An 11,925-nucleotide genomic window follows, 5' to 3' on the forward strand; every position below is an offset into this window, starting at 1 on the left:
CGGGGAGAGAGAGGGAGGCTGCGGTTGCGGCCTGGGGAGAAGGGATGTCAGTTGCAGGAAAGATCCTGGGCAGCATGTTGCTGGTCTCGGGAACGGCCCCGGTGTGGGCCGCGCCGGCGGTGCCGGCACCACAGGAGTTCTACTTCGACAGCGATGCGGCCGCCGTGCCGATGGTCGTGGTCCAGTCCGACGGGGATGAACTGGTGGCGCAGCTGCTCAAGCAGCGCGAGCGCGGCCGGCGTACCGTGGAGGCCACCGTGCAGCTGGCGTCAGTGGCCATTGCGCAGGGCCGCACCGAACTGGGTGAACAGCTGTATCGCGAAGCACTGAAGGATGCGCCGGTGCAGGGCAGCCTGGGCCGTGGCGTGCGCTGGAACTACGGCTGGGACCTGCTGCGGCAGGGCCAGGCCGAGGCGGCCCTGGAGCAATGGCAGGCCGCCGCAGGTGGTTCGCTGAGCAAGCCGGGCTGGTTGCCACCCACCTATGCGCTGGCGCTGTGGCGGGCCGGGCAGAAGCAGGAGGCGGTGCAGTGGTATGCCGCAGCGGTGCGTACCGAGCCGACGCAATGGAGCGACAGCAGCCGCTATGCGCAGTTGTTGCCGTTGTGGCGTGACGACGAGCGCGCCTCGCTGGCGGAAGTGCAGCAGGCCTGGGCGGCCGCCCCGCCGGCCTGGCCCTGAGGGAAGGGGGTTGGCCGGGTTGCACCCGGCACCCGCAGAGGCAACGGCTGGAGCAACAGCAACAGCCGGCTCTGAGCTATCTGTGGCTTGGTCGGGGCGGTCTGGGGCTGCAGGACACGCCGTAAACCCCCCTCCGGGGTCCGGCCCAGCCGCTGGCGGCTGTGCGTTCGGGCGCTTGCGAGGCATGCCTCGCAGGCAAAGCGCCCTCACCCCTGGGGGCTCGATGGCGCCATCCATGGCGCCAACGGTCCTGCAGCCCCAGACCGCCCCGACCCCGACAGGTTCTCGGCGACGGTGGGTAGATCCACGCCATGCGTGGATGCATCCGCATCGGAATCAACTATTCGATATCTGATCGAAATGCAGCCGAGCGTGGGCTCGGCTCTACAAAAAGCAGCCAGCCAAGCGCTTTTGCTTTTGCTCTTCTACTTTCTTCTACGTGGATGGACGCCCCGGGAACTGTCAGAGGCCGGGCGGGTAGGCTGCGCAGGGGCGTGAGCCGCATGGATGCGGCGATCGAGCTTACAGGGACGTACTTGCAGCGCCCCCTGCGCAGCCTACCCGCCCGGCCCTACCCGGCATTTGCGTTGAGCGACCAGCCACGAGGGGCTGCGCCGTTCGCGGGAACCTCAGTCGTCCGCGGAAACCGTCCGCCCCGACGCCCACGCCCGCAATGCCTCGACCTGCTCGGCCATCAGCACCGACAGCGGCCGCGTCGCACGGATCTCGTTCATCAGCAGCTCGGTATCCAGCGGCCGGCCTTCGGCGTGCGCCGCATACAGCCCGGCCACGATCGCCTGCTCGATCTCGGCGCCGGAAAAACCATTCGCCGCCGCCGCCAGCGCCGGCAGCGCGAAGTCGTCGCCATTGAGCTGGCGTCGCCCCAGGTGCAGCCGCAGCAGTTCCACGCGCACTTCGGGGGTGGGCAGGTCGACGAAGAAGATCTCGTCGAAGCGGCCCTTGCGCAGCAGTTCGGCGGGCAGCTCGTGCACCTGGTTGGCCGTGGCGACGATGAAGACCGGCGCCTTGCGTTCGGCCATCCAGGTCAGCAGGTAGCCGAGCACGCGGCGCGATACGCCACCGTCCTCGCCACCGCTGGCCAGGCCTTTCTCGATCTCGTCCATCCACAACACGCAGGGCGCCAGCTGCTCGGCCGAGGCCAGCGCCTGGCGCAGGTTGGCCTCGGTCTCGCCGTGGTACTTGTTGTACAGCGCGCCCACGTCCAGGCGCAGCAGCGGTACGCCGAAGCCGGCGGCGGTGGCCTTGGCCAGCATCGATTTGCCGCAGCCCTGCACGCCCAGCAGCAACATGCCGCGCGGCGGGTCCAGGCCGGCCGGTGCCGAGCCGGCGATGAAAGCCACCCGGCGCTGGCTGATCCAGCGCTTGAGCCGGTTGGCGCCGGCCACGTCGCCGAAGCGCGCGCTGTCATGCTCGAAGAACAGGTGGCCGCTGCGGTTGAGCAGCTCGAACTTCAGCCGTGCCAGCTGCGGCAGGTCGTCGTCGCGCAGCGCGCCGTCTGCGTAGATCAGCTGGCGGGCGATGCGGCGGGCATCGACCAGGCTCAGGCCCTGCAGGTTCTTCAGGATCTTCTTCACCGCCTCGCTGTCGACCTCGACGCGGCGGCCGCCGTGCTCGCGCGCATAGGCATCGGCCTCCTCGCGTAGCATCTTCAGCAGGGCATTGGCATCGGGCAGGCGCGGGTTGAAGCGCACCGCCAGCGCTTCCAGCTCGGCCGGCAACTCGACCTTGGCGCCGATCAGCACCAGCACGTGCGGCTCGCTGTGGCGGCGCTGGATCAGGTCGCGCAGCGCGCGCTGGTGGCTGGCATAACCCAGGTAGGGGTGGAAATCGAGCAGCAGGTAGACGCCCCGCTGGTCGGCCTGGCGGATCATCTGCAGGGCGGCGCTGGCATCGGGCGGACCGACCGGCGGGTCCTCGCGGTCCAGGTCGATGCGACGCAGGCCCTCGGTGATGGACCAGCGGTGCAGGGCCCGCCACACGTGCATCAGCGTCTGCCGGAACAGCTCGACGATGCGGCCCTCATCCTGGGTCTCGATCACGATCAGGGGGGTATTGGCGCGGATCAGTGCGCTCAGGTCCTGCAGTTCGCTCATGCCGGTTCGATCCTTCGGGGGCGCCACGATAGCAAAGGCGATGGCCACTGGTTCAGCACGGTGCTACCTCCCGTCACCACCGCCGGTGTACGCTCGGGGCACGTACCCGGAAGCGAGGCTGGCATGAAGACGATCCTGGTGGCCGGTTCCAAGGGCGGGGTGGGCAAGACCACCGTCGCCACCCACCTGGCCGCGTACGCGGCATTGCAGGGCAAGGCCACGGTGATCGCCGATGCCGACCCGCAGGGCTCCAGCACCCGCTGGGCACAACGGCGTGCCGGGCTGGAAAGCGCGGTGCTCCCCATCGATGTGTATCGGAAGAAGCAGTGGGCGCAGAAGCTGCCGGACGGTACCGATACCGTCATCATCGATGCACCAGCCGGTGCGCTGGCCGACGATATCCCCCATTTCCTGGACGCGGCCGACGCCGTGGTGGTGCCGGTGCTGCCCTCGGCACTGGATATCGAAGCCATCGTCGGCTTCCTCAACAGCCTGGCCCAGAACCCGCGCGTGCACAGCCGCAAGCTGCCGGTGGGGCTGGTCCTCAACCGCACCAAACCCTGGACCCAGACCTCGCAGCAGGCGCTGCAGATGCTGGGCGAGTGGCCGTACCCGGTGGTCGCGCAGCTGCGTGACAGCCAGAGCTACGTGGTCATGACCGGCCTGGGCCGCAGCCTGTTCGACTACCGCTCGGCCCAGGTGCGCGAGCACCAGGCCGACTGGGAGCCGCTGCTGTCCTGGTTGAAGCTGTAACGCTGCACGTCTCCACCCTCTTTTCATGGAAACCCGCGATGCGTGAACTGATCCTGCTGCGCCATGCCCATGCCGAACCCGCCGTTTCCGGCCAGGCCGACCTCGACCGGCCGCTGTCGCCGGTAGGGCTCGCCGAGGCCGAAGCCGCCGGCAAGTGGTTGAAGGAAAACAACCTGCTGCCCGACTGCGTGCTGTGCTCGCCGTCGCGACGTACCCGCGAGACTCTGGAAGCGGTGATGACGGCCATCGGCTATGTCGAAAAGCGCCTGGAAGACCGTATCTACGAAGCCACCCCGGGCACCCTGGCGGCGCTGGTGGACGAGCGTCGTGACATGGACCGGGTGCTGATCGTCGGCCACAACCCGGGCCTGGAGCAGCTGGTGGCCCTGATGACCGACGGCACCAGCAGTGACTATCGCGGCATGCCGCCGGGCGGCGTGGCCGTGCTTGGCTTCCCGCGTGAGGCCTCGATCGAACCCGGCGTGGCCAGCCTGAACGCGTTCTGGTGGCCGTGATCCGATGAGCCTGGCGCGGCGCAGCCGCTTCCTGCTGCCCGCGTTGCTGGCGCTCGGCCCGGCCTGGGCCGCGGCGCCGCCACCGACCCCGTTGCCGCCCGTGTCCGCCGAAGCGCCACGGGTATTGCGCCTGGATACCCAGCGCTCGCGGATCGGCTTCGAGGTGCGCACCCGCTTCGGCCAGCGCATCGAAGGCGTGTTCCCGCACTTCGAGGGGCGTATCGAGATCCTGTCCGATGGCCGCCACCAGGTGCACCTGAAGATGTTCACCCGTTCGGTGGAGATCCCCGGCAAGGCACGCTATACGGGCTGGATGCGTGGCGAGGAGTTCTTCGATGCCGGGCGCCATCCGGTGGTCGAGTTCGACTCGCTGCCATACTGGCCGGAGACCGTGGAACAGGGCGGCGACATCAACGGCCGGCTGACCCTGCGCGGCATCAGCCACCCCGAGTCGCTGCAGGTCGAGAAAGCGGAGTGCGCCCGACCCGGCTATGATTGCGACGTCGTCAGCCGCGGTACCGTGCAGCGAGGCCGGTATGGAATGGACAGCTGGCAGCTTGCCTTGAGTGACCGAGTGACCTTCGTATTGCGTGCGCGCCTGAGCGAGGCGCCGAAACCGTGAACCTCCTGCTGCGTGTACTGGCGCTGGCAACCGTGTTGCTGGGCAGCGGTTGTGCATCGCTCTCGCATGCCGAGCGTGACCGCGCCGAAGCGATCGCCGTGCAGGCGCGCTCGACCGACGTCGACTGCCAGCGTGCCGACCGTTGTGCGCAGGACTCGCCGCTGCGTGCGCTGGCCGGGCGGGCGTTCACCGAATCCACCCCGGAACAGCCGCGCCACTACGCCACCCTGCTCGACGAGGGCGAGGGCGCCCTGGTGGCGCGCCTGAACCTGCTGCGCAGCGCCACCCGCAGCATCGACCTGCAGACCTACATCTTCGACAAGGACGACAGCGCCCGGCTGGTCATCGACGAGCTGCTGGCCGCGTCGCGGCGTGGGGTGAAGGTGCGGGTGCTGATCGACCAGCTCTCGGCGATCTCCGACCTGCAGATCCTCGGCGCGCTGTCCGGGGCGCACCAGAACTTCCAGCTGCGGGTCTACAACCCGACCTTCGGCAAGGCCCGGCTGAACTACTTCGACTATGCCGGCAGCGTGCTGTGCTGCTTCCGCCGCTTCAACCAGCGCATGCACAACAAGCTGCTGGTGATCGACGATGCGATCGGCGTGGTCGGCGGCCGCAACTACCAGGACGACTATTACGACTGGGACCGCGAGTACAACTTCCGCGACCGCGACGTGCTGATCGCCGGCCCGGAGGCGCGGGCGATGGCGGCCAACTTCGATGCCTTCTGGCGCGCCAGGCGCAGCGTGCCGGCCGAGCGCCTGAACGATGTCGGCCGCACCCTGCTGCGCGAGGGCGTGCCGACCCTGCCGCCGGCCAGCTTCCGACGCCCCGAGCGGGTGCAGCGGGTCAGTGCCGAAGCCAACGACATGGACTTCGTCAGCCGTTCCTTCGTCGATACCGCGTTGCCGGTGGCCTCGGTGCGCTATGTCGCCGACCTGCCGCGCAAGCACCGGCGCGAGAAGGCCGATGCGCCGCTGGCCGGCCAGCACGTGACCGAGCCGCAGCTGGATGCGCTGATCGCCGGCGCGCAGAAGGAAGTGATCCTGCAGACGCCGTACCTGGTGCTGTCCAAGCCGGCGCAGAAGCTGTTCCGCGAGCTGCGCAAGCGCCCGCAGCCGCCGCGCGTGGTGGTGTCCAGCAACAGCCTGGCGGCTACCGACAACCCGATCGTGTATGCGCTGTCGTACAAGTACAAGCGGCGCAACATGCGCGAACTGGGCTTCAACATCTTCGAATACAAGCCGTTCCCGCTGGATGCACCGGTCGATTACCGCAACCTGCTGCCCGACCCGATCGCCGCGGCGGAAGGCGACGACGACGGCGGGCGCAATCCGCTGATCGGCGGCAGCGCCGCCGGCAGCAACGCCGGCGACAGCCGCGATCGCGATGAGCCCCCGGCACCCACCGGCAAGCAGGGGCCGGTGAACCATCCGCGCACCGGCAGTGCCTACCAGAACGCGCGCGAGCGCCGCCGCGCGGCCGGCAGCGAGGTCGAGACCCGCCTGCTGCGCACCGAGACCCGTCCCTCGTTCCTGGGCAGCAAGGCGGTCAACAAGCCGTTGCCGGTCACCCGCAAGGGCGCGCGCATGGGCCTGCATGCCAAGTCGCTGGTGGTCGATCGCCGCATCGGCGTGGTCGGTACCCACAACTTCGATCCGCGCAGCGAGAACTACAACACCGAAGGCGCGGTGATCATCGATGACCCGGCCTTCGCCGAGCAGCTGGCCGAGAGCATCCTGCGCGACACCCACCCGCAGAACTCGTGGACGGTGGCGCCGCGGGCCAAGCCGCCGGTGCTGTCCGGGCTCAACTACAGCGTCGGCAAGGCTTCCGAAGCACTGCCGATCCTCGACTTCTGGCCGTGGCGCTATGCCACCGACTACGAGTTCAAGCCCGGTCCGGACTGCCCGCAGCCGCTGCCGCGGCAGGACCCGGGCTTCCACCGCTGCTATGTCGCCGTGGGCGACTTCCCCGAGGTCAATGTCGGCCCGAAGTGGCTGCTGGTACGCATGCTGACCGCATTCGGCGCTGGCCTCGTTCCCATCCTCTGAAGGTGCCCGCATGACCCAGGTGTTCCGCGAAGCCGTTTCCCTCGAGCAGCTCAACACGCTCAGCCGCAACACCGCGATCGAGTCGCTGGGCATCGTCTTCAGCGCGGCCGGTGACGACTGGCTGCAGGCCACCATGCCGGTGGACGAGCGCACCCGCCAGCCCTACGGCATCCTGCATGGCGGCGCCTCGGTGGTGCTGGCCGAGACCCTGGGCAGCAGCGCCGGCAACCTGTGCGTGGATACCGCGAAACAGATCTGCGTGGGCCTGGAAATCAACGCCAACCACGTGCGTGCGGTGCGTTCGGGCACCGTGACCGGCACTGCCCGCGCGCTGCACGTGGGCCGCAGCACCCAGCTGTGGGAGATCCGCATCGAGGACGAGCAGGGCCGGCTGGTATGCATCTCGCGGCTGACCCTGGCGGTGGTGGCGGCCGGCCACGGCTGAGCCTCGGACGGCCGGTGACGGCAGCGGAACCCAGCGTTCCCTGCCGATTGCCCCGGTCGATGGAGGTTATGGCCTAAATCGGCTGGCAGCGATGACGGCCCTCCGGTATCGTGCGCGGATGACTTCCCCCACTCCGGCCCCCCGTGGCGGCGTGGCGCGTGTGTGCCGTTACCTGTACCGCGTACCGCTGCTGTTGGTCCACATCCTCGTGTTCCTGCCGCTCATCCTGATCGGCATGCTTCGGCCGTGGGGCGAACTGCGCGTGGGCGAAGCGACCTTCGGTGCCAAGGTGGTGAACTGGTGGCAGGGCGGGCTGATGTGGATCTTCGGCTTCCGCCTGGTGCAGATCGGCAGGCCGCTGCCCGGTGCCGTGCTGTTCGTCGCCAACCACGTCAGCTGGGTCGACATCTGCATCCTGCACAGCCAGCGCATGATGGGCTTCGTCGCCAAGCGCGAGATCGCCAGCTGGCCGCTGGTCGGGTGGCTGGCCGCGCGTGGCCAGACCATCTTCCACCAGCGCGGCAACACCGAATCACTCGGTGGCGTGATGCAGGTGATGGCCGATCGCCTGCGCGAAGGCAAGGCGGTGGGCGTGTTCCCGGAAGGGCGTACCCGCGGCGGCCATGAAGTCGGCCCGTTCCATGCCCGCATCTTCCAGGCGGCGGTTGAAACCGGCGTGCCGGTGCAGCCGGTGGCCTTGGTGTACGGCGTCAGGGGCGATGCGCAGACCATTGTCGCATTCGGTCCCGGCGAGAGTTTCTTCGCCAATTTCCTGCGCCTGCTCGGTGAGCCGGCGCGGCGTGCAGAAGTGCATTTCCTGGCACCGATCGGTGCGCAGGACCTGGAAGGCCGTCGGCGCATCGCGGAGACTTCGCGCGCGCGCATCGTGGCGGCCATGAGCACCGGGTGAGGGTGCGGTGGCCCTGATCCCGCCACCCGTCCTGGACGCCGGCACGCCGACGCTGCACGCGGCTGACTACCAGCCTCCGCGCTGGCTGCGCAATCCGCACCTGCAGTCGATGCTCAGCTCCAGCCGCATGCGCCTGCAGCGCGGCCTACTGCTGCTGGCCGCGACCGGCGCGATCAGCGAAGAACTGATCCTCGACGGCGGCGATGGCGTGCGCCTGCAGGGCTGGCACAGCCACGTCGAAGGCCGCGAACCCAAGGGCATGGCCCTGCTGCTGCACGGCTGGGAAGGCAGCGCCGAATCCAGCTACATGCGCATGGCGGCCGCGCGCATGCTCGAACAGGGCTTCGACGTGGTGCGGCTGAATTTCCGCGACCACGGCAATACCCATCATCTCAACCCCGGCATCTTCCACTCCAACCTGATCGACGAAGTCGTGCATGCCGCGGGCGATATCGCCCAGCGCTGGCCGCAGTTGCCGCTGGTGGCGGCCGGTTATTCGCTGGGCGGCAACTTCGTGCTGCGCCTGGCCCTGCGCGCGCCAGCGGCCGGCGTGCCGCTGCTGCGCGTGGCCTCGGTATGCCCGGTGCTGGACCCGGCGCTGACCATGGAAAGCATCGAGAACGGCCCGGCGATGTACGACTGGTACTTCCGCCGCAAGTGGGCCGGTTCGCTGCGGCGCAAGCGCGACCTGTTCCCCGAGCTGAGCGACTGCGACGACCGCGTGCTGAAGCTGGACATCCGCGCGCTGACCGCCTGGCTGGTCGAACGCCACACCAGTTTCGGCTCGTTGCAGGCCTATTTCGATGGCTACTCGATTGCCGGCGATCGCCTGTCCACCCTGCAGGTGCCGGCCGACATCCTGATGGCGCAGGACGACCCGGTGATCCCGTACGCGACCTTCAGCGACTGGCAGCTGCCGCGCCAGGCGCACCTGGAAACCGCCTGCTGGGGAGGCCACTGCGGCTTCCTGGAAAACTGGCGCGGTGACGGCTTCTCCGAGCGCTGGGTGGCGCAGCGCCTGCAGCGCGTGCTGCAAGGCTGAACCGGCACGGGCGCGCAGGCCGCTACAATGCGGGTTTGCCCTTGAACCGGACCGCCATGCAAGACCAGATCATCCAAGCGTTGCGCCAGAACGAGGCCGACCAGGCCGTGCAGCTGGCCCAGGCGTGGACCCGTGATGAACCCGGCCAGGCCGAGGCCCACCGCTGGCTGGCGCTTGCGCTGCAGCAGCAGGGCAAGGCCGAGGACGCGATGCAGGCCCTGCAGCAGGCGCTGCAGCTGGCCCCGGACAATGCCCAGCTGCACCTGCAGCACGCCGGCCTGCTGCTGGCCCTGCGCCAGTTCGACGGCGCGGGCGAGGCACTGACGCGCACCACCGGGCTGGACCCGAACGCATTCGCCGCCTACCTGATGCAGGCCCACCTGGCGATCGGCCGCAACGATTTCGATGAAGCGCAGCGCTTGTCCACCCTGGCCTCGCGTGTCGAACCGGACCACCCGGAACTGCTGACCATCGACGGCATGATCGCGCTGCGCCGCGATGATGCCGATCGCGCGCTGACGCTGCTGTCGGCCGCCAACCAGGCCCAGCCCAACGACATTCGCGTGCTCTACGCACTGGGCTTTGCCTACCTGGGCAAGAACATGCTGGCCTTCGCCGAGCAGGCGTTCCGCCGCGTGCTGGAACTGAACCCCACCATTGCCTCGTTGCATGGCCTGGTGGTGCAGCTGGCCATGCGCCAGGGCAACCTGGACGCTGCCGCCGAAGCGATGCAGATCGCGCTGCAGCAGCAGGGCCTGGATACGCCATCGATGCGCCGCCTGGCCGGCGAACTGGCACTGCGCGGCGGCCAGCCGCTGCAGGCGCTGGAGCACCTGCTGCCGCTGCTGGAGTCGCTGCCTGACGACCGCGACGTGCTGCAGCTGCTGCTGATGTCCTGGCAGCGCCTGGGCCGCGAAGACGAGGCCCGCGCCCGCCTGGATGCCGCCCTGGAGCAGCACCCGCAGCTGCACGACCTGTGGCTGGCACGCCTGGCGGTGGAAGAGGTTGGCAGTGCCACCGCCGCCGCCACGGTCGAGCGCTGGATGGACGCGATGCCGGGCCACCTGCCGGCGCTGGAAGCGCGCCTGCGCCTGCACGACATGGTGGGCGAACACGCCCAGGCCGAAGCGATCGCCGAGCGCATCGTCAGCCTCGAACCGGGTCGTGTCAGCGGCGAAACCCGTTTGGTCGAAGGCCTGCTGCAACGCGATCCGGCCGCCGCGGTCGCCCGCGTGCAGGCGCTGATCGACATGGCACCGGAAGGCCACCGCGCCGACCTGCGCACCTGGCTGGGTGAGATCCAGGATCGCGCCGGCCAGCACGAAGATGCGCTGCAGACCTGGCTGGCACTGCAGGCCGACCAGGCCTCGCAGCGCCTGCCGCTGCCGCCGCAGGCCAAGGCGCCGCCGAGCTGGCCGGACAAGGGCGAGATCGACGGTGATGCCACCTCCGCGCCGATCTTCCTGTGGGGCGCGCCGGGTTCGGGCGTGGAGCGCGTGGCGACCGGCCTGGCCGCCGCCAGCCCGGTGCTGCGCAGCGACCGCTATACCTCCAACGCGCCTGACGACGCCTTCCAGAACTACCACACGCTGCAGGACCTCGCCTCCGGCGTGCTGACCCCGGAGCGGCTGGTGCAGCGTTGGCGCGAACAGCTGCCGTCGCGCGGCGTGCAGGACGACGCGGTCATCGACTGGCTGCTGTGGTGGGACAACGCGCTGCTGTGGGCGCTGCGCCCGCAGCTGCCGCAGGGCCGCCTGCTGGTGGTGCTGCGTGATCCGCGCGACATGCTGCTGGACTGGGTGGCCTACGGTGCGGCTGCACCGCTGGCGATGACCTCGCTGGCCGAAGCCAGCGAATGGCTGGCGCGCGCGCTGGCCCAGGTCGCCGCGCTGCACGAGGACGACCTGTACCCGCAGGTGCTGCTGCGCATCGACCAGATCGGCAACGATCCGCAGGCAATGGCCGATCTGCTGGGCCGCCTGTTCGAGCGGCCGATGCCGCCGGCCGCGCAGCTGGGCGCGCCGCGCTTCCCGCCGGGCCACTGGCGCAACTACCGCGACGTGATGAGCGCCGCCTTCGCCAAGCTCACCCCGATCGCGGTGCGCCTGGGTTACCCGGAAGAGTGAGGACACGCCGATGCAACTGAGCAGCCACAGCCTGACCAACGGTGCACCGATCGACCGCGAATTCGCCGCCGGCGATGCCGCGGGCTTCGCACCCGACCGCAATCCGCACCTGGCCTGGAGCGATGTGCCGGAGGGCACCCGTTCGTTCCTGCTGGTGTGCGTCGATCCGGACGTGCCGACCGTGCCGGAAACGGTTGGCCGCACCGACATGAGCGTGCCGCGCGATCAGCCACGCTGTGATTTCGTGCATTGGGTGATGGCCGATATCCCGGCCTCGGTGCACGAGATCGCCGCAGGCAGCTGCAGCGACGGCTTCGTGGTGAAGGGCAAGTCCGCACCGGCCGGCCCGGCAGGCAGCCGCCAGGGCCTGAACGACTTCACCGGCTGGTTTGCCGGCAACCCGGACATGGCCGGCGACTACCTGGGCTACGACGGCCCGTACCCGCCGTTCAACGACGAGCGCGTGCACCGCTACTTCTTCCGTGTGTTCGCGCTGGACGTGGCCTCGCTGCAGCTGCCGGCACGCTTCACCGCCGCCGACGCCTACCGCGCCATGCACGGCCACGTGCTGGCCGAAGCGACGCTGCATGGCACCTACACGTTGAACCCCGCGCTGGGCTGAGGCGGCATAACGGGTCGTGCCGGCCGCTGGCCGGCAACGTCC

At 69.3% G+C, this 11,925-nt stretch carries 11 protein-coding genes; 10 read left to right on the forward strand and 1 reads right to left on the reverse strand.

What is annotated here, in order from left to right:
- The first annotated feature begins 44 nt into the window (after positions 1 to 44).
- Entirely contained in the window at positions 45 to 680 is a 636-nt protein-coding gene (locus ACZK1G_RS00445) for a tetratricopeptide repeat protein (protein ID WP_049444419.1), read from the forward strand.
- Positions 681 to 1,309: 629 nt separating this feature from the next.
- Here ACZK1G_RS00445 and ACZK1G_RS00450 read toward each other — a convergent pair.
- Complete coding sequence (locus ACZK1G_RS00450; protein WP_005420987.1) at positions 1,310 to 2,794, reverse strand: AAA family ATPase; 1,485 nt, start codon at positions 2,792 to 2,794, stop codon at positions 1,310 to 1,312.
- Between the two features lie 123 nt (positions 2,795 to 2,917).
- Here ACZK1G_RS00450 and ACZK1G_RS00455 point away from each other — a divergent pair, with 123 nt between their 5' ends.
- From ACZK1G_RS00455 to ACZK1G_RS00495, 9 genes are all read left to right on the forward strand, one after another.
- Positions 2,918 to 3,547, forward strand: a complete 630-nt coding sequence (locus ACZK1G_RS00455; RefSeq protein WP_010487235.1) for a ParA family protein — start codon at positions 2,918 to 2,920, stop codon at positions 3,545 to 3,547.
- Positions 3,548 to 3,585: 38 nt separating this feature from the next.
- Positions 3,586 to 4,062, forward strand: a complete 477-nt coding sequence (locus tag ACZK1G_RS00460; RefSeq protein WP_101764668.1) for a SixA phosphatase family protein — start codon at positions 3,586 to 3,588, stop codon at positions 4,060 to 4,062.
- Positions 4,063 to 4,066: 4 nt separating this feature from the next.
- The gene (locus tag ACZK1G_RS00465; RefSeq protein WP_049444423.1) at positions 4,067 to 4,684 is read left to right on the forward strand and encodes a YceI family protein; all 618 of its coding nucleotides are present in this window, start codon (positions 4,067 to 4,069) and stop codon (positions 4,682 to 4,684) included.
- Positions 4,681 to 6,738 carry a phospholipase D family protein gene (locus ACZK1G_RS00470; RefSeq protein ID WP_049444424.1) on the forward strand — a complete coding sequence of 686 codons (2,058 nt, stop codon included), beginning with the start codon at positions 4,681 to 4,683 and terminating at the stop codon, positions 6,736 to 6,738. Before ACZK1G_RS00465 ends, ACZK1G_RS00470 begins: the two co-directional genes overlap by 4 nt.
- Before the next feature lie 10 nt (positions 6,739 to 6,748).
- The gene (locus ACZK1G_RS00475) at positions 6,749 to 7,183 is read left to right on the forward strand and encodes a hotdog fold thioesterase (protein WP_075675718.1); all 435 of its coding nucleotides are present in this window, start codon (positions 6,749 to 6,751) and stop codon (positions 7,181 to 7,183) included.
- A gap of 118 nt (positions 7,184 to 7,301) precedes the next feature.
- Entirely contained in the window at positions 7,302 to 8,093 is a 792-nt protein-coding gene (locus tag ACZK1G_RS00480; RefSeq protein WP_101764669.1) for a lysophospholipid acyltransferase family protein, read from the forward strand.
- 52 nt (positions 8,094 to 8,145) lie between these two features.
- Positions 8,146 to 9,135, forward strand: coding sequence for a YheT family hydrolase (locus tag ACZK1G_RS00485; RefSeq protein WP_042359058.1), 990 nt, complete (start codon positions 8,146 to 8,148; stop codon positions 9,133 to 9,135).
- Positions 9,136 to 9,191: 56 nt separating this feature from the next.
- Positions 9,192 to 11,261 carry a tetratricopeptide repeat protein gene (locus tag ACZK1G_RS00490; RefSeq protein WP_049444430.1) on the forward strand — a complete coding sequence of 690 codons (2,070 nt, stop codon included), beginning with the start codon at positions 9,192 to 9,194 and terminating at the stop codon, positions 11,259 to 11,261.
- Between the two features lie 10 nt (positions 11,262 to 11,271).
- Entirely contained in the window at positions 11,272 to 11,883 is a 612-nt protein-coding gene (locus ACZK1G_RS00495) for a YbhB/YbcL family Raf kinase inhibitor-like protein (RefSeq protein WP_101764671.1), read from the forward strand.
- The last annotated feature ends 42 nt before the right edge of the window (positions 11,884 to 11,925 follow it).

The sequence above is a fragment of the Stenotrophomonas sp. 109824_Sma genome, from assembly GCF_056480025.1.

What these genes read in the sequence shown, in the direction of transcription:
- ACZK1G_RS00475 (WP_075675718.1), top strand. Translation starts at nt 6,749, where the DNA reads ATGACCCAGGTGTTCCGCGAAGCCGTTTCCCTCGAGCAGCTCAACACG.
- ACZK1G_RS00495 (WP_101764671.1), top strand. Translation starts at nt 11,272, where the DNA reads ATGCAACTGAGCAGCCACAGCCTGACCAACGGTGCACCGATCGACCGC.
- ACZK1G_RS00460 (WP_101764668.1), top strand. Translation starts at nt 3,586, where the DNA reads ATGCGTGAACTGATCCTGCTGCGCCATGCCCATGCCGAACCCGCCGTT.
- ACZK1G_RS00490 (WP_049444430.1), top strand. Translation starts at nt 9,192, where the DNA reads ATGCAAGACCAGATCATCCAAGCGTTGCGCCAGAACGAGGCCGACCAG.
- ACZK1G_RS00445 (WP_049444419.1), top strand. Translation starts at nt 45, where the DNA reads ATGTCAGTTGCAGGAAAGATCCTGGGCAGCATGTTGCTGGTCTCGGGA.
- ACZK1G_RS00480 (WP_101764669.1), top strand. Translation starts at nt 7,302, where the DNA reads ATGACTTCCCCCACTCCGGCCCCCCGTGGCGGCGTGGCGCGTGTGTGC.
- ACZK1G_RS00450 (WP_005420987.1), bottom strand. Translation starts at nt 2,794, where the DNA reads ATGAGCGAACTGCAGGACCTGAGCGCACTGATCCGCGCCAATACCCCC.
- ACZK1G_RS00455 (WP_010487235.1), top strand. Translation starts at nt 2,918, where the DNA reads ATGAAGACGATCCTGGTGGCCGGTTCCAAGGGCGGGGTGGGCAAGACC.
- ACZK1G_RS00465 (WP_049444423.1), top strand. Translation starts at nt 4,067, where the DNA reads ATGAGCCTGGCGCGGCGCAGCCGCTTCCTGCTGCCCGCGTTGCTGGCG.